19 protein-coding genes are annotated in these 22,581 nt (G+C 29.4%); 13 read left to right on the top strand and 6 right to left on the bottom strand.

Going from position 1 to position 22,581, the window contains the following annotated elements:
- Positions 1-73: 73 nt before the first annotated feature.
- From gyrB to dnaA, 5 genes are all read right to left on the bottom strand, one after another.
- Positions 74-1,984: a DNA topoisomerase (ATP-hydrolyzing) subunit B gene (gene gyrB / locus HYG85_RS10765; protein WP_212693462.1), complete on the bottom strand. Its 1,911-nt coding sequence runs from the start codon at positions 1,982-1,984 to the stop codon at positions 74-76.
- A gap of 188 nt (positions 1,985-2,172) precedes the next feature.
- Positions 2,173-3,273: a DNA replication/repair protein RecF gene (gene recF, locus HYG85_RS10760; RefSeq protein WP_212693461.1), complete on the bottom strand. Its 1,101-nt coding sequence runs from the start codon at positions 3,271-3,273 to the stop codon at positions 2,173-2,175.
- A 56-nt stretch (positions 3,274-3,329) separates the two neighbouring features.
- On the bottom strand, positions 3,330-3,539 hold the full coding sequence (locus HYG85_RS10755; RefSeq protein ID WP_212693460.1) for an RNA-binding S4 domain-containing protein: 210 nt from the start codon (positions 3,537-3,539) through the stop codon (positions 3,330-3,332).
- Positions 3,540-3,572: 33 nt separating this feature from the next.
- Entirely contained in the window at positions 3,573-4,676 is a 1,104-nt protein-coding gene (gene dnaN / locus HYG85_RS10750) for a DNA polymerase III subunit beta (protein WP_212693459.1), read from the bottom strand.
- A gap of 364 nt (positions 4,677-5,040) precedes the next feature.
- Positions 5,041-6,384 carry a chromosomal replication initiator protein DnaA gene (dnaA, locus tag HYG85_RS10745; protein ID WP_212693458.1) on the bottom strand — a complete coding sequence of 448 codons (1,344 nt, stop codon included), beginning with the start codon at positions 6,382-6,384 and terminating at the stop codon, positions 5,041-5,043.
- Positions 6,385-7,078: 694 nt separating this feature from the next.
- Here dnaA and rpmH point away from each other — a divergent pair.
- From rpmH to HYG85_RS10695, 10 genes are all read left to right on the top strand, one after another.
- Complete coding sequence (gene rpmH / locus HYG85_RS10740; RefSeq protein ID WP_113672970.1) at positions 7,079-7,213, top strand: 50S ribosomal protein L34; 135 nt, start codon at positions 7,079-7,081, stop codon at positions 7,211-7,213.
- 118 nt (positions 7,214-7,331) lie between these two features.
- Positions 7,332-7,679: a ribonuclease P protein component gene (rnpA, locus tag HYG85_RS10735; protein WP_212693457.1), complete on the top strand. Its 348-nt coding sequence runs from the start codon at positions 7,332-7,334 to the stop codon at positions 7,677-7,679.
- Between the two features lie 5 nt (positions 7,680-7,684).
- On the top strand, positions 7,685-7,903 hold the full coding sequence (gene yidD, locus HYG85_RS10730) for a membrane protein insertion efficiency factor YidD (protein ID WP_113672968.1): 219 nt from the start codon (positions 7,685-7,687) through the stop codon (positions 7,901-7,903).
- 22 nt (positions 7,904-7,925) lie between these two features.
- Positions 7,926-8,900, top strand: coding sequence for a YidC/Oxa1 family membrane protein insertase (locus tag HYG85_RS10725; protein ID WP_212693456.1), 975 nt, complete (start codon positions 7,926-7,928; stop codon positions 8,898-8,900).
- A gap of 178 nt (positions 8,901-9,078) precedes the next feature.
- A complete protein-coding gene (gene jag / locus HYG85_RS10720; protein ID WP_113672966.1) occupies positions 9,079-9,708 on the top strand; it encodes an RNA-binding cell elongation regulator Jag/EloR in 630 nt (209 codons plus the stop codon).
- A gap of 97 nt (positions 9,709-9,805) precedes the next feature.
- The gene (gene mnmE, locus HYG85_RS10715; protein WP_212693455.1) at positions 9,806-11,188 is read left to right on the top strand and encodes a tRNA uridine-5-carboxymethylaminomethyl(34) synthesis GTPase MnmE; all 1,383 of its coding nucleotides are present in this window, start codon (positions 9,806-9,808) and stop codon (positions 11,186-11,188) included.
- Between the two features lie 218 nt (positions 11,189-11,406).
- Complete coding sequence (gene mnmG, locus HYG85_RS10710; RefSeq protein ID WP_212693454.1) at positions 11,407-13,296, top strand: tRNA uridine-5-carboxymethylaminomethyl(34) synthesis enzyme MnmG; 1,890 nt, start codon at positions 11,407-11,409, stop codon at positions 13,294-13,296.
- A 49-nt stretch (positions 13,297-13,345) separates the two neighbouring features.
- A complete protein-coding gene (gene rsmG / locus HYG85_RS10705; RefSeq protein ID WP_212693453.1) occupies positions 13,346-14,065 on the top strand; it encodes a 16S rRNA (guanine(527)-N(7))-methyltransferase RsmG in 720 nt (239 codons plus the stop codon).
- Positions 14,066-14,382: 317 nt separating this feature from the next.
- Entirely contained in the window at positions 14,383-15,177 is a 795-nt protein-coding gene (gene noc / locus HYG85_RS10700) for a nucleoid occlusion protein (RefSeq protein WP_113674475.1), read from the top strand.
- Positions 15,178-15,301: 124 nt separating this feature from the next.
- The gene (locus tag HYG85_RS10695) at positions 15,302-15,757 is read left to right on the top strand and encodes a GNAT family N-acetyltransferase (RefSeq protein WP_212693452.1); all 456 of its coding nucleotides are present in this window, start codon (positions 15,302-15,304) and stop codon (positions 15,755-15,757) included.
- Positions 15,758-15,848: 91 nt separating this feature from the next.
- Here the strand turns inward: HYG85_RS10695 and HYG85_RS10690 are convergent, their stop codons facing one another.
- Positions 15,849-16,790 carry an alpha/beta fold hydrolase gene (locus HYG85_RS10690; RefSeq protein ID WP_212693451.1) on the bottom strand — a complete coding sequence of 314 codons (942 nt, stop codon included), beginning with the start codon at positions 16,788-16,790 and terminating at the stop codon, positions 15,849-15,851.
- Positions 16,791-17,272: 482 nt separating this feature from the next.
- On the opposite strand from HYG85_RS10690, the gene HYG85_RS10685 reads away from it, so the two are divergent.
- The 3 genes from HYG85_RS10685 (at position 17,273) to argS (ending at position 21,044) form a co-directional block, all read left to right on the top strand.
- Positions 17,273-18,439 carry a sensor histidine kinase gene (locus HYG85_RS10685; protein WP_212693450.1) on the top strand — a complete coding sequence of 389 codons (1,167 nt, stop codon included), beginning with the start codon at positions 17,273-17,275 and terminating at the stop codon, positions 18,437-18,439.
- A complete protein-coding gene (locus HYG85_RS10680; protein ID WP_113672959.1) occupies positions 18,432-19,082 on the top strand; it encodes a response regulator in 651 nt (216 codons plus the stop codon). The genes HYG85_RS10685 and HYG85_RS10680 overlap by 8 nt, the downstream gene beginning before the upstream one ends.
- A gap of 270 nt (positions 19,083-19,352) precedes the next feature.
- The gene (gene argS / locus HYG85_RS10675) at positions 19,353-21,044 is read left to right on the top strand and encodes an arginine--tRNA ligase (protein ID WP_212693449.1); all 1,692 of its coding nucleotides are present in this window, start codon (positions 19,353-19,355) and stop codon (positions 21,042-21,044) included.
- Positions 21,045-22,581 lie beyond the last annotated feature (1,537 nt).

Below are 22,581 nucleotides of genomic sequence, written 5' to 3'. Positions count from 1 at the left end.
ATGTTAATTTATTATTTACTTAACTCATATTAAAAGTGATTTAGTCGAGTTATTTTTAGCTTTATTATAAATTTTAGATATCTAAATTTCTTACATGCTTAGCATGTGATTGAATAAATTCACGTCTAGGCTCAACTTTATCACCCATTAATGTCGTGAATACTTCATCAGCACTTGCTGCATCATCTAATTCAACTTTTAATAGTATTCTCTTATCTGGATCCATGGTTGTATCCCATAATTGTTCTGCGTCCATTTCACCTAATCCTTTGTATCTTTGAAGGTTAATACCGTCTCTACCAATTTCATTTAACAATTTCTCTAAAACTCTATCATTGTAAACATACTGAGAGTTTTTATTTTTTGTAACTTTATAAAGAGGAGGTTGTGCAATATACACTTTTCCCTGCTCAATAAGTTTAGGCATATAACGGTAGAAAAATGTTAAGAGCAATGTTCTAATATGAGCACCATCCACATCGGCATCTGTCATAATAATTATCTTATGATATCTTAATTTCTCTATATCAAAATCATCTGATATACCTGTTCCAAAAGCAGTTATCATGGCTCTTATTTCTTTGTTGCTAAGTATTTTGTCAAGTCTGGCTTTTTCTACATTAAGTATTTTTCCTCTTAGAGGTAAGATAGCTTGAGTTTGTCTTGATCTAGCTGATTTTGCTGAACCTCCAGCTGAATCTCCCTCAACAATATATATTTCACATTTAGTTGGATCCTTATCTGAACAATCCGCTAGTTTACCTGGTAGACTAGTACTTTCTAGAGCACTTTTTCTTCTTGTCAGATCCCTAGCCTTTCTTGCAGCATCTCTTGCACGACTGGCCATCAATGCTTTTTCTAATATTACTTTGGCTACTGCTGGATTTTGTTCCAAGAAGTAAGTAAGCTGCTCAGATACTATAGAATCAACAGCACCTCTTGCTTCACTGTTACCTAATTTCTGTTTTGTCTGACCTTCAAACTGTGGATCTTCAATCTTTATACTGATAACAGCAGCTATTCCTTCTCTTACATCTTCACCAGATAAGTTCTTCTCGTTATCTTTTAGTATTTTATTTTTTCTTGCATAATCATTAAGAGTCTTAGTAAAGGCTGTCCTGAATCCACTTAGATGAGTACCGCCTTCAGGTGTATTGATATTATTTACAAAGGTGAATATATTTTCTACGTATGAGTCATTATGTTGGAAAGCGACTTCAACATATACTCCGTCTTTTGTACCTTCTGCATATGCTATTTGATCATATAATGTATCTTTATTACGATTTCTATATTTTACAAATTCCTTGATACCACCTTCATAATGAAATTCAAGCTCCTGAGGACCTTGTTCTTCTCTAGTATCAATAAATTTGATTTTTAGGCCTTTTGTTAGGAAAGCCATTTCTTGTAGTCTTTGTTTGAGTGTATGAAAATCATATACTGTTTCTTCAAATATTTCTGGGTCTGGTTTAAAATGTATATAGGTTCCCGTCTTATCAGTCTCACCTATAACTTTTAATGGATGTAGCACTTTACCTCTTGCATAGTTTTGTTCGTGTATTTTACCATCAGTATATATCTGAACCTTCAGCCATTCAGAAAGAGCATTAACTACAGAAGCACCAACTCCGTGCAAACCTCCAGATACTTTATAGCTACCGCCACCGAATTTACCTCCGGCATGTAGTATCGTAAAAACTACTTCTACTGCTGGTATTCCTTTTTGATGATGTATTCCAACTGGTATACCAAATCCATTATCTAATACTGATACTGAATTATCGGGATGTATTGTTATTTCAATATAATCACATCTATCTGCTAATGCTTCATCAATAGCATTATCTACTATCTCATAGACAAGATGATGTAATCCTCTTGATGAAGTACTACCAATATACATACCAGGTCTTTTTCGAACAGCTTCCAGCCCTTCTAAAACTTGAATATGACTTTCATTATATTCAGATAAATTACTCATAATAAACCTCCTGCTCTATGTTTAGATACGCATAATTATACGCATATATTTATCTATTATATATGTTAATTAATTAAGTACATATGAAGATGTATTAATTAAATTGTTATTTATACCTATCCTAACTATTATATATTAGTCTGTAAATTATTGCAAATAGGGCATAACAACTATTTAGTGAATTAATTTCATTTTTTATTATGTAAATCGTATAGAGTCACATTTCCTTCACTTACTTGGTATAATTTTCCAATATCAATACTGTTTTTTATATAATCTTCAACACCTGTACAAGTAACAATTGTTTGAATGTTCTCTAAAGAATTTATCAAATACTTTTGTCTATCATCATCTAATTCTGATAATACATCATCTAGAAGTAAAATTGGGGTATCATCCATTTTATCCACAACCAATTTTATTTCCGATAGTTTCAACGATAGGGCAGCAGTCCTCTGCTGACCTTGTGAACCATATTTTCTAATATCTATTCCATTAACTAAGAACATCATGTCGTCCCTATGGGGACCTACACTTGTTGTTCCGAATCTTATATCTTTTTCTAGATTATTTTCTAATTTTTGTTTAAAATCTATATTACTTACATTCTTTTCGTACACTATCTTAAGATTTTCTTTATTTCCAGATATATCTGAATGAATCTTATTTATAATTTCGTTCAGATCATTTATAAATTCTTCTCGTCTGTTGATAATCTTAATGCCATACTGGACTAATTGATTATCCCATATACTTATAGTCTCGTCAATTTTATTGATTTTTTTCAAGTTTTTCAATAAATTATTTCTTTGTTTCAAAATTTTTTGGTATTGCTGCAAGTTATGGTAATATATATTGTCCAGTTGACATAATTCTAAATTCAAGAATTTTCTTCTTTCTTTGGGACCATTTTTGATTAACCCCAAATCTTCGGGAGAAAAGATTATAACGTTAACGATACCTAATAGTTCATTCAATTTTTTAATAGGTATCCTGTTTATTGCTATACCTTTTCTATTATTTTTCTTGATGTGGATATCTATTACTTCGTCAATACCTTGTTTATTAACAGTAAGTTTTATATGTGCTTCACTGTTACCTAAGTTAATTAACTCTTTATCATTGCTTGTCCTATGTGATTTTGAAGTTGCACACAAATAAATGGCTTCAATGATATTAGTTTTGCCTTGAGCATTTTTCCCAAACAATATATTGATTCCATTTGAAAAATTCACAACACAGTATTCATAATTTCTATAATCCTTTAATGATAATGACTTTATAAACATATTTTTGCACTCCAAAAAAGCTAAATTCTTAATAAAAGTTAAAGCACATATAATTCTTAAATGACTTTAATCTCTCCGTATCCAGCTACACTAACTATATCTTGTGAATGTATTTTCTTACCTCTTCTTGTTTCTACTTCTCCATTAACAGTGACTTCACCATCAATGATTAATATTTTAGCATGTACTCCTGAATCAGCAGCCCCAGCTAATTTTAATAATTGTCCTAGTTTAATGTATTCATCTTTGATTTTGATTTCTTCCATATTTTTAATCCTCTCATACTAACTTTAGTTTGATTATCTTATTCTAATTGGAACAATTAGATATTTATATTCATCTCCATCTACCTGCTTAATAATACAAGGACTATGAGGATTAGTGAATTGTAAGTAAATATATTCTTCATCAATTACTTTTAATGCGTCGATAAAATATTTTGGATTAAATGCTATCTCTAATTCATTACCTTCTTTTTCAATATCAATTTCTTCGTATACATCACCAAAATCAGTATTGGATGTAATAACCATACTATCACTTTGTATAGTAATCTTGATAGGGTTATTTTTTGTTTCTCTGGATATTAAAGCAGCTCTATCGATACTGTTCAATAATTCTTGTTTTTCAACTTTAATCAATGTATCGTAATCTTTTGAGAAGAATTGTTCATATTTTGGAAAATCTCCTTCTAGAAGCCTTGAAACTATGATACTTTCTTCTAGTTCAAATAATACATGCTTGTCTGTAAAATAAATCATTACATCTTTTTCTTCATCTGTGTCTAAGATCTTGCTGATTTCATTTAAGGTTTTTCCTGGTACAACCACATTGATATTATCAAATTCAGATTCAAAATCCAATTTTCTGATTGATACTCTATGTACATCAAGAGAAACGATATTCAATTCGCTGTTCTTGATCTCTAATAATTCACCAGTTAATATAGGTCTTATTTCTTCTAGAGCTATAGAAAATATTGTTTGTCTTATCATTTCCTTAAGTTTCAGTTGAGAAACTTTAATGTATTTATCTTTTGATACATTAGGAAGTTGTAAAAAGTCATCTCCTGATTGACCTGATATATTGAATTTGGATTTTTCACATATTATAGTAGTGTAATTTTTTTCATCAACTGTTATCTCAACTTCATTATCAGGTAATTTCTTAACTATCTCAGAAAAGATCTTAGCTTTTAGAGCAACTGTTCCAGTTTCAATAATATTAGCGTTTACGTTACTTTCAATACCAAGTTCTAGATCATTACTAATTAATTTGAAGCCACTTGATGTTGCTTGTAATAAAATACATTCTAATATAGGTAATGTCGTTCTAGTTGATACTGCTTTTAAAACAGTTGTTACTCCATTTAATAAATCACTTTTACTACAAGTTAGTTTCATAATTGTTAATAACTCCTTTCACACGTGTATATAGATAATATATATTTTTTTATAGTAATTATAATAATAGGGCTTGTTAATATGTTCATAAGTATTCTAAACCCCTATTGTTAGTATCTGTTAATAAATCTAATAAGTCTGTTGATTAATTTGTTTTTTTTTATAAAGTATCCACAGGTTGAAAGAGGTTGTACCCCTGCAAAATGTTTTGCACAGGTTATACATATATTCTTAACACCCTTATGTTGATAACTTTATAGCCCTAAAAAAAATTATAATGCATTTATCTATAAGTTGAATTTATCACTAATTCCTACGTTATTCATCTTATTTTAAGTACATTATAATTTATTAAATGTAGCTTCTATTTCCCTGTTATTTTTTTCGTAAGTATTTCTATAGTGTTTTTTAATGCGCTATCTTTTTGGATATCTTTACTTATCTTCTCGTATCCATGGATAATTGTTGTATGGTCACGTTTACCAAGTATTTGTCCTATCTTAGGTAAGGATAAATCAGTTAATGTTCTTGATAGATACATAACTATTTGTCTTGGATAGGCTATTTCTCTCGGTCTTTTTTTAGAAACAATATCTGTAGGGTTAAGGTTATAGTGCTCTGCAACGATCTCTAATATAAATTCTGGCGTTATCTCTTTATCTTTTTCTGGTGTTATCAAATCTTTTAGAGCATCTTCAGCCAATTCCTTGGTAAGGTCTTTATGTACTAAGGTAGAATAAGCAATAATTTTATTGATTCCACCTTCTAGTTCTCTAATATTGGATTTTATGTTTGTTGCAACATATTGTATAACATCATTTGGTAGATTAAGGTGTTCAAGTTCAGCTCTTTTCTGAAGTATGGCCATCCTTGTTTCAAAATCAGGCGGTTGAATATCTGCTATTAACCCCCATTCGAATCTGGATCTTAACCTTTCTTCTAAAGTTTCGATTTCCTTTGGTGGGCGATCACTTGATATGATTATCTGTTTTTTTGCTTCATATAAAGTATTGAATGTATGGAAGAATTCTTCCTGAGTTCGTTCTTTTCCTGCAATAAATTGTATATCATCAACTAATAGAACATCTATATTACGATATTTTTGCCTGAATTCTTCATTTTTATCATCTCTAATGGAATTAATCAATTCATTAGTAAATTTTTCTGAAGATACATATAATACTTTTGATTCACTATTCTCCGAGAGAATGAAGTGAGCTATTGAATGCATCAAGTGAGTTTTTCCTAACCCAACACCACCATATATAAAAAGAGGATTATATGCCTCTGCTGGTGATTCAGCAACCGCTAAAGCCGCAGCATGGGCTAATTTGTTGTTGTTACCTACAACAAATGTATCAAATGTATATCTAGAATTGAGGCTATTATATTCATTATTATTAATAGTAGGTTGTCTTTTGCCACTAGATCTTTTTTCTTCTCTTTCTATCTCGCTTGGCAGCATAAACTTAATGTTATATATTTCACCTACTATTTCTCTAATTGCGATTATGATCGATTTGCTATATTTTCTTTCTATATAGTCACGACCGATCTCATCATCTGTTTTTATTATGATTGTGTTATCATGTACTCTAATAGGCTCCAGATTTTCTAGAAAAGTTTTATAAGATATTTTTGAAATATCTGATTCATCCCTAAGTAGCTCTTGAATTTTGTCCCATTTTTCAATAACGGAATGACTCATCATATATCCTCCTTTGCATTATTCAGGGTATATTTCCCATATTAACGATACAATCATAATAATATAAAAATATACCGTAAAATGAACATACTTATTCATTTTCATCTTACTATCTACAGTATATAATACGCTATACAGAACTAATTTTCAATGAAATAATGTTGATGTGTGGATAAAAATTGTTGATAAGTTGGTTTCATAGTATGTTAATAGTGTGGATAACTTGGATAACTCCAATTTTATCCACATTGTGTTGATTAAAATAATGTACAGGCTGTTAATAGTTTTTAATGTGCATAAATATAACTAAAATTAGAACTGTAAATTTTTGTAAATCAATAACAAATTGTCGACTTATCCACATTTTTATTGACAGTTGTGGATAAATAGTTTTTAACATATTATCCACAAAATGTGGAAAAAACACAAAAAAATTGTGGATAAAAATTTGTAGGATTATTATTTAGACATAGTTCTACTGACTAGAAACATTTTTTTCTTGACTAGAAGATAGTTTTTTAATATAATTAGAATAGTGCTTTTATGTAGATGAATCTATGAAGCATTATTATTTTTCATTAGTATTAGTAAATTATATGTATTTTGATAAATTGCTTATCATTAAATGGTACATGTTATTTAATAAAAAAGAACATTGTTGTATACTATGTAATTTTAAAGGAGGTGCTTATTCATGAAAATGACATACCAACCTAAAACGAAACAAAGAAGTAGAGAACATGGTTTTAGAAAAAGAATGAGTTCTAAGAGTGGAAGAAGCGTTTTAGCAAGAAGAAGAGCAAAAGGTAGAAAAAAATTGTCAGCTTAAGGCCTCATTTTGTGGCCTTTTATACTATCCTCCAAACCTGATTTTACTAGAATTTATTGAATTGTTTTTAAGGTTTAATAGAGGTCTTATTACCTTATAGTATGGGAGGAAGTTATTTATGAACAGGACAGAATCGTTAAAGAAAAGAAAAGATTTCAAAATCGTTTTTAACAAGGGTAGATCCCTTGCAAATAACTATTTAGTTATGTATATTTATAGTAATGGAGATTCTATTAATCGGTTAGGAATCTCTGTAAGTAAAAAAGTTGGGAACAGTGTAGTTAGACATAGGGTCACTAGATTAGTAAAAGAAAATTATAGGCTTAATGAGAACAGAATAAAAACTGGATATAATATTGTTGTAATAGGAAGGGTCAACTCTTCAAATGCAAGTTTTAAAGATATAGAAAAATCATTAAACAACTTATTGAGAAAACATAACCTATTAGAATATAAAGAGAAGTGATATATATGAATGTCTTTAAAAATATTTCATTAAAATTTATAATTTTTTATAGAAAATTTATTTCTCCTTTAAAGAAGCCATCATGTATTTATACGCCTACTTGTTCAACGTATGCATATGAAGCTATAGTCAAGTATGGATTTCTAAAAGGAGCTTGGTTAAGTATTAAAAGAATCTTAAGATGTCATCCATTCCATAAAGGTGGATATGACCCAGTACCATAAAATATTAGGAGGAACTAATTTCATGTTATTGTCGAATATTGTTGTTCTAACACAGAGCAGTTCATTTATAATAGGTCCAATAGCTAAAGTTTTTGGTGCGATTATGGACGCTATATATAATTTATTTAGTGCAATAGGTATTGAATCTTTGGGAATCAGTATCATATTATTTACTGTTATTATTAGATTATTAATGTTGCCTTTAGCTTTTAAACAACAAAAATCAATGATTGGTATGCAAGCAATTCAACCAAAGCTAAAGAAAATACAAGACAAGTATAAAAATAAAAAAGATGCAGAATCTCAAAATAAGATGAGAATGGAAATGAGCCAGTTATATCAAGAACATAATGTAAGTCCTTTTGGAGGATGTTTACCATTATTAATTCAATTTCCTATTATCATGTCATTATTTCAAGTTCTCAGAAATATACCAGCTTATATCATGAGCATAAAAGGTATTTACCTTAGTATAATAGCTAGCGTAAGAGGTGTAGCAGGTTTTGGAGATTATATTACAAGTTTGAATGAGGCTGCTAAAATACCAGTTAAGAATTTTGATATAGCTTCTAACGATAAAGTTATAGATCTATTAAGTACTTTTAGTTCATCTGATTGGACTAAGTTTACTGACCACTTTAATTCAGTTGGAGATAAGATTGCACCACTTGTAAATCAGTTAACGGATATTAACTATTTCTTAGGCATCAATTTAGCAGACAAGCCTGACTTAATGTCTATTGGTCTCTTAATACCAGTATTGAATGTTGTTGTTCAGTTTTTAGTTTCTAAGACTACAATGAGCAGTAATAATAAAAATATGGACGAAAAACAAGCTGCTACTAATAAGACTATGATGTATACTATGCCTCTTATTACAGTATTCTTCGTTGTTACAATGCCAGCTGGTTTAGGTCTTTATTGGTTAACAAGTAGTTCTTTCCAATTAGTACAACAAATTGTAATCAACAATCATCTTAAAAAAGACAAAAAATAACCTAATAAATTTCGCATAATTTATAAAACAAAATAGAACTCACCATAGTTTGTAATGTTTATAAAATCCATAGGATAGCTTTATTATATATACAACTTTTATTTTTGGATTTTAAAATTGAATAGTTTATGTTTGTATAAAAGTTGAATATATAAAATTTAAGGAGGAAAGTTCTAAAATGAATTTTGTTGAAAAAACAGGAAAAAACGTTAATGATGCTATAACTGAGGCATTAATCGAATTGGGGACTACAAGTGATAAAGTTAACATTGAAGTTATCGATAAAGGTCCAACTGGTTTACTTGGTTTGTTTAGTTCAAAATTAGCTAAAGTTAAAGTTACTAAAAAAATAAATTTATCTGATGTAGCTACTGAGTTTTTAGAAAATATATTTAGGGTAATGAATCTAAAAGTTGAAATTGTGGCTCAACTAAAAGAGCAGAACTTGGATATTGAGTTAAGTGGTCCAAGCATGGGAGTTCTTATTGGTAAAAGAGGGCAAACACTGGATTCGTTACAATACTTAGTAAGTTTGGTAGTTAATAAGGAATCGGATAAGTATGTAAGAGTTAAATTGGATACAGAGAATTATCGTGAAAGAAGAAAAGAGACTCTTGAGAATTTAGCTAAGAATTTATCTTATAAAGTAAGAAAGACTAATAGAAAATTTAGCCTAGAGCCTATGAATCCTTATGAAAGACGAATAATTCATTCCACATTGCAGAATGATAAATATGTAGATACTCATAGTGAGGGAGAAGAACCATTTAGAAAAGTAGTAATTACACCTAATAATTTCAAAAAGTAATAAAAGGGGGCCTAAGCTCCCGTCTTTATAAAGACCCAAGCTTACGAGCATGGGTTTTTTATGATAATATAGGAAATAAGCAAAAAGGAGATTTGTTATGGTAAATAATACAATAGCAGCTATATCTACTTCATTATCTGCATCAGGTATTGGTATTATTAGAATAAGTGGAGAAGATGCTATTATCATTGCAGACAAATTATTTGTTTCAAAAAAGAAAAAAATGTTGATAGAACAGAAAACACATACAATCCATTATGGTAATATAATTAATCCAGAGTCAAATGAAATAATTGACGAAGTGCTTGTATCTGTTATGAAAGAACCTAATACGTATACGAAAGAAAATATAATTGAAATTAATTGTCATGGTGGGGTCATAGTAATGCAAAAGATACTTCATTTGGTTTTATCAAATGGAGCAAGATTGGCTGAACCTGGGGAATTCACTAAAAGAGCATTTTTAAACGGAAGAATGGATTTATCAAGTGCAGAAGCCGTTATAGATATTATAAACGCAAAAACTGAACTATCTTTGGAAAGCTCTGTTAATCAATTAAAAGGTAATATTTACCGGGAAATAAAGAATATAAGAAGTAAATTGATAGAATTGATAGCTCATATAGAAGCATCTATAGATTATCCAGAGTATGATTATGAAGAATTAGGCGAAGATATGGTGTTAAATAATCTTGATGGGATAAAAGAAAAAGTTAGTAAACTGTTAAATTCAGCTGATGATGGTAAAATTATTAGAGAAGGTATTAAAACAGTCATAGTGGGTAAACCAAATGTGGGTAAATCTTCCCTTATGAATGCGTTATTAAATGAAGATAGAGCTATTGTGACTGATGTAGCAGGTACAACTAGAGATGTCCTAGAAGAGTATATGAATATAAAAGGTATACCACTTAGAATAATTGATACAGCTGGAATTAGAGAAACAGAAGATATCGTTGAAAAGATTGGTGTTAATAAATCAGAAGAATTGGTTCAAGAAGCTGACTTGGTTATAATGATGTTGGATGCTTCAAGTGATTTGACTGAAGAAGATAGATATATATTTAATCTGATCAAAAATAAAAAAACAATTGTTTTATTGAATAAGATTGATCTTCCTGTTAGAATAACAGAAGAATTTGTTAATGAGGAAGTTAAGAATACTAAAGTTATATCTACATCGTTGAAAGATAATAAAGGCTTAGATGATATAGAAAAGGCTATAAAAGATATGTTTTTAATTGGTGATATCAATTTTAATGATAATTTGTATATTACCAATATACGACATAAAGTGTCTCTTGAGAATGCAATAGATAGTTTGAATTCTGTTAAGGAATCAATAGAAATGGGTATGCCTGAGGATTGTTGGTCTATTGATCTAAAGAATTCTTACGATTATCTAGGAGAGATTACAGGAGATAGTGTTAGTGATGATATTATTCATCAAATTTTTAGTCAGTTTTGTTTAGGTAAATAACTCAACTTTCCCACTTCAATATATTATGCAGGTAAGCTAATTAAAAGGCTTTATAGAATAAAAATATAGGTGTTTCTTCTATCTTTTTATTCTGTAAACCAAACCTATAACCCTTAATTTACCTGCATTAAATTAAAGGTGGGAAAGTTGAGCAAATAAGTTTTATTTATCCTGATAGCCTTGATGGACTAGAGTTTATGTAAAAGGAGTTAATGTATATGAGTTATATTGAAGGAAATTACGATGTAGCTGTTATAGGTGCTGGACATGCAGGGTGTGAAGCCGCTTTAGCTGCTGCCAGATTAGGTCTTGAAACAGTTATATTCTCGGTAAGTTTAGATAGTATAGCCATGATGCCATGTAATCCTAGTATAGGAGGAACATCAAAAGGTCATCTAGTTCGTGAAATAGATGCTCTAGGTGGTGAAATGGGTAAAAATATTGATAAAACGTATTTACAATCAAGGATGCTGAATACTGGTAAAGGTCCTGCAGTTCATTCTCTAAGAGCTCAAGCAGACAAATTTACCTATTCCAAGGAAATGAAAATAATCTTAGAAAACACTTCACACCTAACTATAAAACAAAGTGAAGTAACTGATATAATAGCTGAAGATGGTAAAATTACAGGAGTAAAAACTATTTCAGGTGCTGTATTTAATAGCAAAACAGTAATAATTGCTAGTGGAACCTATCTAAAGGCACGTTGTATATATGGGGAGGTTAGTATTAATAGTGGACCCAATGGTCTGCTTGCAGCTAATCATCTTACTGATAGTCTAAGAAATTTGGGAATTGAGATGTACAGATTCAAAACTGGTACTCCTTCAAGAATTGACAAGAGTACAGTTGATTTTAATAAAATGGATGAACAAAAAGGTGACGAAAGAATTGTTCCATTCTCATTCATGAATACAGAAGAGGAAATCAAGAGAGACCAAATATCATGCTGGTTAACTTATACTAATGCAGATACTCATAGTATCATTAAGAAAAATCTTGATAGATCACCTCTTTACAGTGGAGTTATAGAGGGTACGGGTCCAAGATATTGCCCTTCCATAGAAGATAAAGTTGTTAGATTCCAGGATAAAGAGAGACATCAAGTTTTTCTAGAGCCAGAAGGTGAATATACTAATGAGATGTATGTTCAAGGAATGTCAAGTTCTCTTCCAGAAGATGTTCAAAGAGATATGTTAAGAACTCTTCCAGGTTTAGAAAAATGTGTAATCATGCGACCAGGTTATGCTATTGAATATGATTGTATCAATCCTTTACAATTAAATTCTACACTTGAGTTCAAGAATATCTCTGGTCTATATAGTGCGGGGCAGTTCAATGGAAGTTCAGGATACGAAGAAGCAGCTGCACAAGGGCTTATAGCTGGTATTAATGCTAGTATGAAGATATTAGGAAAAGAACAGATAGTGTTGGATAGGTCTGATGCCTATATAGGAGTTCTTATTGATGATCTGGTTACAAAAGGTACTAATGAGCCTTATAGAATGATGACATCAAGAGCTGAATATAGATTATTGTTAAGACAGGATAATGCAGATATTAGATTATCATCAATAGGTCACAAAGTAGGATTGATCTCCGATGAAAGACATAATAGTGTTATAGAAAAAGATAAGAAGATAGATGAAGAAATAAATAGATTGAAGAATACTACGGTAGGTGCTAATAAAGAGGTTAATGACTTTTTAGAAAAGTATGATAGCTCTACATTACGTTCTGGCAGTACATTAGCTGAATTACTTAGACGTCCAGAGCTTAATTATGATGTATTAGGAGAAATTGATAAGAGTAGACCACAACTTGAACCAGATGTAATAGAACAAGTTAATATTTCTCTTAAGTATGAGGGATATATAAGTCGTCAACAAAAGCAAGTTACACAGTTCAAGAAGTTAGAGAAAAAATATCTACCAGATGATTTGAATTATGAAGATATAAAAGGACTTAGAATAGAGGCTATGCAAAAACTTAATAGTGTCAAACCAAGGTCTATAGGTCAAGCGTCTCGTATATCAGGTGTGTCACCAGCAGATATATCTGTATTATTAGTGTATCTTGAACAACTAAGAAGAAATTATAATTCTTAGGTTAATGGATACCTATAAGCTATAAATAATAATAAGTTAGGATGATGATATGAGATACAATCATATACTAATAGAAGGTGCAGAGAAATTAGGTTTTAAACTAACAGATAATCAGGTAAAACAATTTGATAAATATTATGAGATGTTGATTGAATGGAATAATAAGATCAATCTTACTTCTATTGTGGATGAACAAGAAGTTATCATCAAGCATTTTTTGGATAGTATAGCTATAAAAAATGTTATGGACCTAAGTATAAGCAACAGCTTGATTGATTTAGGTACAGGGGCAGGATTTCCAGGTATCCCCCTCAAGATAGTATATCCTCATCTTAAGGTGACATTGGTTGATTCTCTTAATAAAAGAATTAATTTTTTGTCAAATGTTATAGATGAACTGTTACTTGATGATATTGTATGTATTCATTCAAGAGCTGAAGATCTAGGTAATACTGATATTTATAGAGAGCAATTTGATATATGTGTATCAAGAGCAGTTGCAGATTTATCTGTTCTTAGTGAGTATTGTATTCCATTTGTTAGATGTGGAGGTTATTTTATACCTTATAAATCCAGTAAATCAAGTGATGAGATTGAAATATCTAGAAATGCTATCAGTAAATTAGGAGGATTTTTAGAAGAAACCCAGAATGTTGAAATTCCTTTTTCTGAGATAGAAAGATCATTTGTTCTTATTAAAAAGGAAAAGATTACGCCTAATAAATATCCAAGAAAAGCTGGTAAACCTAAGAAAAATCCTTTGAGATAAATAATATTTCCTGGGAAATAATTTTGATTTTGTTAGGATTTTTGATATAATAAGTATAAGATAAAATAGAGAAAAATAATGTTTAATGATTTTCTATACATGATATTTTCAACATCCTAATTATTATATTTTGTATAGAATTTAAATGGGTATTAATGTTTGAGAATTATTATAATGATATGTAATAAGATAGATTTTAAAATACAATTAGTGTAATTTATTAAAATCAAAATTATATTAGCTCTTAATGCAGAGGGTGTTCCCTGAACATCTTAATATAAATAAATTAACTAAAGAAGAGAGGAATAGTTTTGAGTATGATTAATGAATATAATGTAACCTTCATTTCTGTTAATAATATTAGACCTAATCCATATCAGCCTAGAAGAGTATTCGATAAATTAATGTTAGATGAATTAGCTAATTCAATTAAAGAATTTGGAATAATGCAGCCTATTAGTGTTAGACGGATTAATGATGAATATTATGAACTTATCGCTGGTGAACGAAGATTGAGAGCTAGTAAATTAGCTGGTCTTACAGAGATACCTGCAATTGTTATTGATGTAAATGATAAAGATAGTGCTGTTATAGCATTAGTAGAAAACTTACAAAGAGAAAATCTTAATTATATTGAAGAAGCAGAAGGCTATTATAATCTAATCAATGATTATGATTTAACACAGGATGAGGTTGCTAAACAAGTAGGTAAAAGCCAATCTACCATAGCTAACAAGTTAAGATTACTTAAATTAAGTAATAATGTCAAAAAAGTTCTACTTGATAACAGTTTGTCTGAGAGACATGCTAGAGCTTTATTAAAATTACCTAATGAAGAGTTACAGCTTAATATTCTTAATAAAGTAGTTGAACAATCTCTGAACGTTAAAAAAACTGAAGAGTTAATTGATAGAACATTAAATAGATTAATTGAACAAGTAAACAAGAAAGATAAAGCAAAGGTAAAAAGATATCTAAAAGATATAAGAATATTTACTAATACTATTAAGCAGGCAGTTGATATGATGGAGAGTTCAGGTATTGATATTGATTATAAGGTAAAAGAAGTAGATGATTCTTATGAGATAAATATAGTTATACCTATGAACTAATAAGATTAATATGTACATATTTCTTATCTTAAGAAAGTAATACCTTTTAAGCCTATGAAATATCTACGTTTTCATATGCATCAAGGAAACTTTCTTAACGACTAAAAGAAGGGTAGTGTTACTTATGATTAATGCTATATATATTAATGGCGATAAAAATATTGAAGATGCTATTTTTGTTAGGGACAAGGTTTTTGTGAATGAGCAAAATATTGATTATAATATAGTTTTTGATGGCGAAGATAAAGAAGCGGTACATGTAGTTGTATATGAAGATAAAAACCCTGTAGGGACAGGTAGAATGATTATACAAGACAATCTTTATCTTATAGGGAGAATTGCTGTATTAAAAGAAAAGAGAGGTAACTATTACGGAGATCTAATAGTTAGAATGCTGATTCAAAAAGCTTTTGATACAGGTGCTGATTTTGTAGAAGTTCATTCTCAATTACCAGCAGTTAATTTTTATAAAAAGATTGGATTTGAAGAATGTGGAGAAGTGTATCAAGAAGCTGATATTGAACACATTAATATGCGACTTGAAAAAGGTAAAATGAAGAGAAAATGTAATTGCAAATAATAGTATATTAAAATTGCCTCCTTAATCAATAGGGAGGCAATTAATATTTTAGATTAATATTTATTATATTTTTTATAAAATTACGATTGTGTTAATTAAAATAAATATTACAAATGTCTATTATATCAGCAGGCTTTTCTAAATGAGGCAATAGTTTAGTATCATGTACATATGAATATTCTATTGCTGGATTTAGGGTTAAATAGCTGTTGATAATATCTTCTGAGTTATCATTATCTCCAGTTAATATATAAATGCTATTGTTAATATTTTCTATTGCACTATTAATGGAGACATTCAAATACTTGCAACATTTTGAGGCATATAAAAATTTGTTATTTGATCCTTGTAGGTGTGAAGCTTCATGGTATATAGTTATATATTTTTTTCTTACCAATTTTTTATTGTAGTAAAATCTCTTCTTCAGGTTAGTTCTCAAAATATATTTAGAGCAAGCAATATTATATATTGTTGTTCCTAATATAGGTGTTTCCAACACATATTTTAATAGTTTATCCTTTTTACTAGGATTTTTTTGAAGTGATGCTATACTGGTTGGGTTAATGAATAGTAATTTGTCAAATATATCTGGATTTTGATAACAAGCCATAGTAACAAATGATGAACTAGAAGAAGAAGCAATTACATCTGTTTTTTCTTTTATGACTTCATTAACGAAATCAGATATCAATTGAACATATAAAAAAGCCGTATACGTAATTTTAGGTTTGTCTGATCTACCATAACCAATTAAATCTAATGTATAGACAGTATGATTGGCTGATAGGTTCTTAACTATTTTTCTGAATTCATAGTCTGAACTTCCCATATATAAACTATGAATCAATAGTATTGGTTTCCCTTTTCCTTGTACAGTATAAAATAATTTACCAAATTTCCACCCATAATAATAACTATTGCATGAGAATAGATTATTCCTGATAGTAGAGGTTATGAATATTATTTTATTTATTAACGAGATTGTAATTAACGATACTAAAAAGTAAAATAGATTTTTTGTATGTTTTTTCACTTGCTTTCTCCTTTCTATTATTTTACCTTATAGGAAAGATATGTTCTTCCTATTTTTACCATTGTGTGTTGAACAAATTCATTATACCACATATTTATATAAGATATAGTATAGAACTTTTTTATTATTGTTTTATAGGTATTACGTCTACTATCTATTATGTAGCAAATTAGGAAAAAATTCAATAGAATTATTTAGAATTTATAAAAACGTAATAGTTTGTTAAATTTTCCAATTAAAATACTGAAAATAATAATATTTTATATTATTATATAACAAAAAATATTATTATATAATATGTTTGAATAAAATTATGTAAAATGTTACTAAATTCATTTAGTTTTTATGTTCCTATTTGCTGGAACATTTTAACTCCTAAGATAGTACTAATATACGTAATTTGCTTGTATTATAATATACTTTAATGATATAATAATATATCTAAAAGTTTAGGTTATATTTTGTCAGTAGGTGTTAAAAAAATGTATAAAAATGTAATGGAAAAATTGGATTCCATAATTAATGATACGAAAGAAATAATAAAAGAAAGAAATAAAGAGATTTATGAAATAAGTTCTTTCATTAAAAAGAGATATGTAGAAATAGAAGATAAATTTACAATTCTGAAAGATGAAGCTAACGACATTATAAATAATGTGGCAACGTTAGAGAAAAAGTTAAATCTTAGCAAAACAAAATTATCCATTATTAACAAAAATTGTCATCTGTATACAGATGACGAAATTAAGTTGGTCCAAAAGGAAATTGAAGATATAAAGAATAGGCTTTCACTTGAATATGAAAAAGAAATGGAAATAGTGCATAAGAGGGATAATCTAGAAAATCAGCTTAAAACTATTAGGCAGATAGCTGAAAAATCTGATTATGTAAGTAATAATCTAGATTTTGCATATGACATTTTATCTGGTGAACTTAACGAAATCAATAATGAAGTTAATAATATGTATACAAAAGAAATATGGGGATTGAAAGTTATAAAAGCTCAGGAAGAGGAAAGGTTAAGAATTTCTAGAGAAATGCATGATGGACCATCACAGAACCTATCTAATCTTATTCTCAAGACTGAACTATGCATTAAATTATTAGATAAGGATATTGATAGAACTAGATTGGAATTACAGTCTCTCAAATCTATTATAAGAACAACTATTGATGAAACTAGAAGGATGATCTATAATCTCAGACCAATGGCTTTAGATGATCTTGGTTTAGTTCCTACCTTAGAAAGATATATAGATAAAATTAGAAATGAAGTTAATTATGATATAACCTTAGATGTGATGAACGGGGAAGATAATGTTAATTCTATTATTTCTTTAACTTTATATAGAATTGTTCAAGAAGCAATAAATAATGCTAAAAAGCATTCTAATGCTGCTAATGTAAATATTAAGCTTAACTATAATTCGGAATTTATTGAATTGATAATAAACGATGATGGTGATGGCTTTGATATAAATAATGTAAAACTTAACATGGAAAATAATAGAGGGTTTGGTATTACTATGATGAGAGAAAGAACTAACTTATTAATGGGTGAATATAAGTTAAAATCTGAGAGGGGAATGGGTACAACAATCTATGTAAAGATACCTATTTTGGAAAGCAAGGAGGATATTAATGAATAACATTAAAATACTTATCGCAGATGACCATTCAATGGTTAGAGAGGGTCTTAAACAATTAATTGAGCTGGAAGATGATATAGAAGTCATTGATCAAGCCGGGGATGGTTCAGAGGCAATTCAAAAGATCGTAGAGGGCAATCCTGATGTTGTGTTGCTTGATATTAATATGCCTCGTATGAATGGACTAGAGGTCATAAAATATCTGAACGAAAATAATATTCCAACTAAAACACTGATATTAACTATTCATAATGAAGTAGAATATCTGTACAAAGCATTTGAAATTGGTGTTCAAGGATATGTACTAAAAGATTCTGAATCAGATGTTTTAATTAAAGCTATCAGAACCATATATAATGGTGAGTCTTATATACAACCAAATATGGCATCTTTATTATTTAAGAGAATGAATAATACTAGAGAAGAAAAAGAAGTAGGGTTCAATAAGTTAACTAAGAGGGAAATAGAAGTTTTGAAACTTATTACCGAAGGTATGTTAAATAAAGAAATAGCACATAATCTATGTATTAGTGAAAAGACAGTAAAAAATCACGTATCAAATATATTCAAGAAAATCAATGTATCAGATAGAACACAAGCTGCAGTTTATGCAATTAAAAATAATATAGTAGATATTTTTTAATTAATCCTCTTCAATTTGTTAAATGGACTTTTAATAGATTGAGGAGTAACTAGATATCAGTTGTTGAAGTTTAAGTTAATGAGCCTTAATACTAGACAAATAGGTTTATTTAATGTATAATTTTTATAATTCACTTATTGTACTCTCGTCTTCGGTGGACGAGAGTTTTTAATAATTAATAATTTATTTTACTTAATAAATTAATGAACAGTTGATATACGATTTTTAATAGATTATTAAGATTATACTTTTATGAAAGGAAGTTATATAATGGAGTTTAAAAAGGTTATTGTTGAGTTGTTGTCTAATATTATATCTGATTTCCCAGAAAATGAAATTGATGAATTAATTGAAATTCCTTCTAATTCCGAAATGGGGGATTTTGCTTTTCCTTGTTTCAAATTAGCTAAAATATTCAGGAAAGCACCTAATATGATTGCTGCTGATATTGGAGAAAAAATTGGTTCTTCAGATTATTTTTCAGATATAAAAATTGTAGGTGCATATGTCAATTTTTATGTTAATAAGAAAAAATATGTAGAAAGTGTTTTAGGTAATAGAGATGCTATAAATGGTAAATTAGATTGTGGTGAAGGAAAAACTATCGTACTAGATTATTCTTCTCCTAATATTGCTAAACCATTTCATATTGGACATCTTAGAACTACTATAATTGGTAATGCATTGTATAATATCCATGAACATCTAGGATATAAATGTGTAGGTATAAATCACTTAGGTGATTGGGGTACACAATTTGGTAAACTTATAGTTGCATACAAGTTATGGGGTTCAAAGGAAAAAATTGAAAAAGATGGTATTAATGAGTTAACTAATATCTATGTCAAGTTTCATGAGGAAGCAGAGAAAAATCCTCAATTGGATGATGATGCAAGAGCATGGTTCACTAAGATGGAGAATGGTGATGAAGAAGCCTTAGCTCTATGGCAATGGTTTAAAGATATTAGTTTAAAAGAATTTAATAGAATCTATGATATGTTAGATATAAAATTTGATTCTTATGCAGGTGAAAGTTTCTATAATGACAAAATGGATGTTGTTATAGAGGAATTAGATGATAAAGGATTAATCAAGATTAGTGAGGGTGCTAAGATTGTTGAATTAGAAGATGATAATATGCCACCATGTCTAATTACCAAGAAAGATGGTAGTACTCTATATGCAACAAGAGATATTACAGCTGCTATTTATAGAAAGAAAACATATGATTTTGAAAAGTGTATCTATGTTACAGCATTTGATCAAAATCTACATTTTGCGCAGTGGTTCAAGGTTATTGACAAAATGGGTTATGATTGGCATGATAAGTTGATTCATGTTCCTTATGGTTTAGTTAGTATGGAGTCTGGAAAATTATCAACAAGAAAGGGTAAAGTTATTTACTTAGAAGAATTGTTGAATGAGTCAATTGAAAAGACTAAGCAGATTATTGAAGAAAAGAATCCTAATCTTAAGGACAAGGAAGAGGTTGCTAAGATTGTTGGTATAGGTGCTATTCTATTCAATGATATGTATAATAATAGAATTAAGGATGTAGTTTTCTCATGGGATAAGGTTCTTAACTTTGAAGGTGAGACAGGACCTTATGTTCAATATACTTATGCTAGGGCTTCTAGTGTATTGAGGAAAGCTGAGTATGATAGCAAAGGTGAGAGTATAAATTATGATTTATTAACTGATGATTTGGCTTTTAATGTAGTTAAGACTTTACAGAGATTCCAAGGTGTAGTAGTTGATGCAGCTGAGAAGTTGGAACCATCTTTTATTTCTAGATATGTTGTTGATCTGGCACAGGAATTTAATAGATTTTATCATAACTGTCCTATTATAGTTGATGATATGGAATTGAGAAATGCTAGGTTGGAGATTGTTAGTATTGTTAGAGATGTTATCAGGGAGGCTTTAAGGTTGTTGGGTATTAAGGCACCTGAGCAGATGTAATAGATGTAAATATAGTAGTAGATGTATTTAGTGACCTATGGTTGAGTTTATTGTTTGATAAATTCGGCTGTAGGTTTTTTTGTTGTTTCATGTGAAATGGAGTAGTAATTATTGGGGGCTACACGGAAGTATACGATAGTAATAAATAGTTAGTTTTACTGCGCCTTACTCCAAGGAACGGTCTACGTAAAACTAACTATTTATTACTTGGAGATTGGGTGTAGAGGGATTAAGTTAGTATGGTTATTAAGGGTTGAGGTGAAGTAGGATAGGTTAAAGGATTAGGTAATTATTATATTATGGTGGATTGTAATTCAAGAATGAGGTAGTGAGATGTTTCACGTGAAACAATGGGGTAGTAATTATTGGGGGCTACACGGAAGTATACGATAGTAATAAATAGTTAGTTTTACTGCGCCTTACTCCAAGGAACGGTCTTCGTAAAACTAACTATTTATTACTTGGAGATTGGGTGTAGAGGGATTAAGTTAGTATGGTTATTAAGGGTTGAGGTGAAGTAGGATAGGTTAAAGGATTAGGTAATTATTATATTATGGTGGATTGTAATTCAAGAATGAGGTAGTGAGATGTTTCACGTGAAACAATGGGGTAGTAATTATTGGGGGCTACACGGAAGTATACGATAGTAATAAATAGTTAGTTTTACTGCGCCTTACTCCAAGGAACGGTCTACGTAAAACTAACTATTTATTACTCGAAGTTTGGGCATAGAGGAATAAGTTAATATGGTTACTAAAGAGAAAACGAAGTAAGATAAGTACATGAGTTAATTGATATCAGATTATAACAGAATAATAAATGAAGAATGATATAGCATGATGTTTCACGTAAAACAAATGGATAATAAGTATTAATTGGCTAGACGGAGATAATAACAACTATAAATGTTTCACGTGAAACATTTATACTAAGGAACTTGGAGCTAATATGAAATAAGGTAGCAAGTTGATAATACTACCGTATTTCATGAATAAATAGATACACCCTAATAAGTAATAGAAATGTATACATTTTCTAGAGAAACAAGCCATATAGCATAATTAATCTATCTACAGAAAATACAAACCCTATAGAGCATATCTAATGATTCACGTGAAACATTCATAAGATTACACAACAAACTAAATTTACCCAATTACACGTATATAAGTGTGATAAATAGTTAGTTTTACGAAGACCGTTCCTTGGAGTAAGGCGAAGTAAAACTAACTATTTATCACTACGATAACTACCGTGTAGCCCCCCAATCTAATTCACCACTAACAAACTAACTACTACCAACTAATATCCTTTAAATCAAATAACCCACTAACCTAATACCACCACTAATCAACAAAACAACTCCTTAAACCTATCCTGTATTACCAATAACCCCTCAAATTTCACCCACTCAACCCACAACCACTTATACCACCTCTACCTATATCCAAATTTTAACTAAATCTATCTAAAAAAATAGATTTAAAAAACCTATTGTGATATAATTAATAAAACGATATCCGAAAGAAGGGAATAA

It is taken from the genome of Vallitalea guaymasensis (genome assembly GCF_018141425.1).
Lineage (GTDB): Bacteria > Bacillota > Clostridia > Lachnospirales > Vallitaleaceae > Vallitalea > Vallitalea guaymasensis.
Note: the sequence above shows the minus strand (reverse complement) of the source record. Positions and strands in the feature narration are given on the sequence as shown.

Coding starts and splice junctions, on each gene's coding strand:
- gyrB (WP_212693462.1), bottom strand. CDS start 1,984: ATGAGTAATTTATCTGAATATAATGAAAGTCATATTCAAGTTTTAGAA.
- recF (WP_212693461.1), bottom strand. CDS start 3,273: ATGTTTATAAAGTCATTATCATTAAAGGATTATAGAAATTATGAATAC.
- HYG85_RS10755 (WP_212693460.1), bottom strand. CDS start 3,539: ATGGAAGAAATCAAAATCAAAGATGAATACATTAAACTAGGACAATTA.
- dnaN (WP_212693459.1), bottom strand. CDS start 4,676: ATGAAACTAACTTGTAGTAAAAGTGATTTATTAAATGGAGTAACAACT.
- dnaA (WP_212693458.1), bottom strand. CDS start 6,384: ATGAGTCATTCCGTTATTGAAAAATGGGACAAAATTCAAGAGCTACTT.
- rpmH (WP_113672970.1), top strand. CDS start 7,079: ATGAAAATGACATACCAACCTAAAACGAAACAAAGAAGTAGAGAACAT.
- rnpA (WP_212693457.1), top strand. CDS start 7,332: ATGAACAGGACAGAATCGTTAAAGAAAAGAAAAGATTTCAAAATCGTT.
- yidD (WP_113672968.1), top strand. CDS start 7,685: ATGAATGTCTTTAAAAATATTTCATTAAAATTTATAATTTTTTATAGA.
- HYG85_RS10725 (WP_212693456.1), top strand. CDS start 7,926: ATGTTATTGTCGAATATTGTTGTTCTAACACAGAGCAGTTCATTTATA.
- jag (WP_113672966.1), top strand. CDS start 9,079: ATGAATTTTGTTGAAAAAACAGGAAAAAACGTTAATGATGCTATAACT.
- mnmE (WP_212693455.1), top strand. CDS start 9,806: ATGGTAAATAATACAATAGCAGCTATATCTACTTCATTATCTGCATCA.
- mnmG (WP_212693454.1), top strand. CDS start 11,407: ATGAGTTATATTGAAGGAAATTACGATGTAGCTGTTATAGGTGCTGGA.
- rsmG (WP_212693453.1), top strand. CDS start 13,346: ATGAGATACAATCATATACTAATAGAAGGTGCAGAGAAATTAGGTTTT.
- noc (WP_113674475.1), top strand. CDS start 14,383: ATGATTAATGAATATAATGTAACCTTCATTTCTGTTAATAATATTAGA.
- HYG85_RS10695 (WP_212693452.1), top strand. CDS start 15,302: ATGATTAATGCTATATATATTAATGGCGATAAAAATATTGAAGATGCT.
- HYG85_RS10685 (WP_212693450.1), top strand. CDS start 17,273: ATGTATAAAAATGTAATGGAAAAATTGGATTCCATAATTAATGATACG.
- HYG85_RS10680 (WP_113672959.1), top strand. CDS start 18,432: ATGAATAACATTAAAATACTTATCGCAGATGACCATTCAATGGTTAGA.
- argS (WP_212693449.1), top strand. CDS start 19,353: ATGGAGTTTAAAAAGGTTATTGTTGAGTTGTTGTCTAATATTATATCT.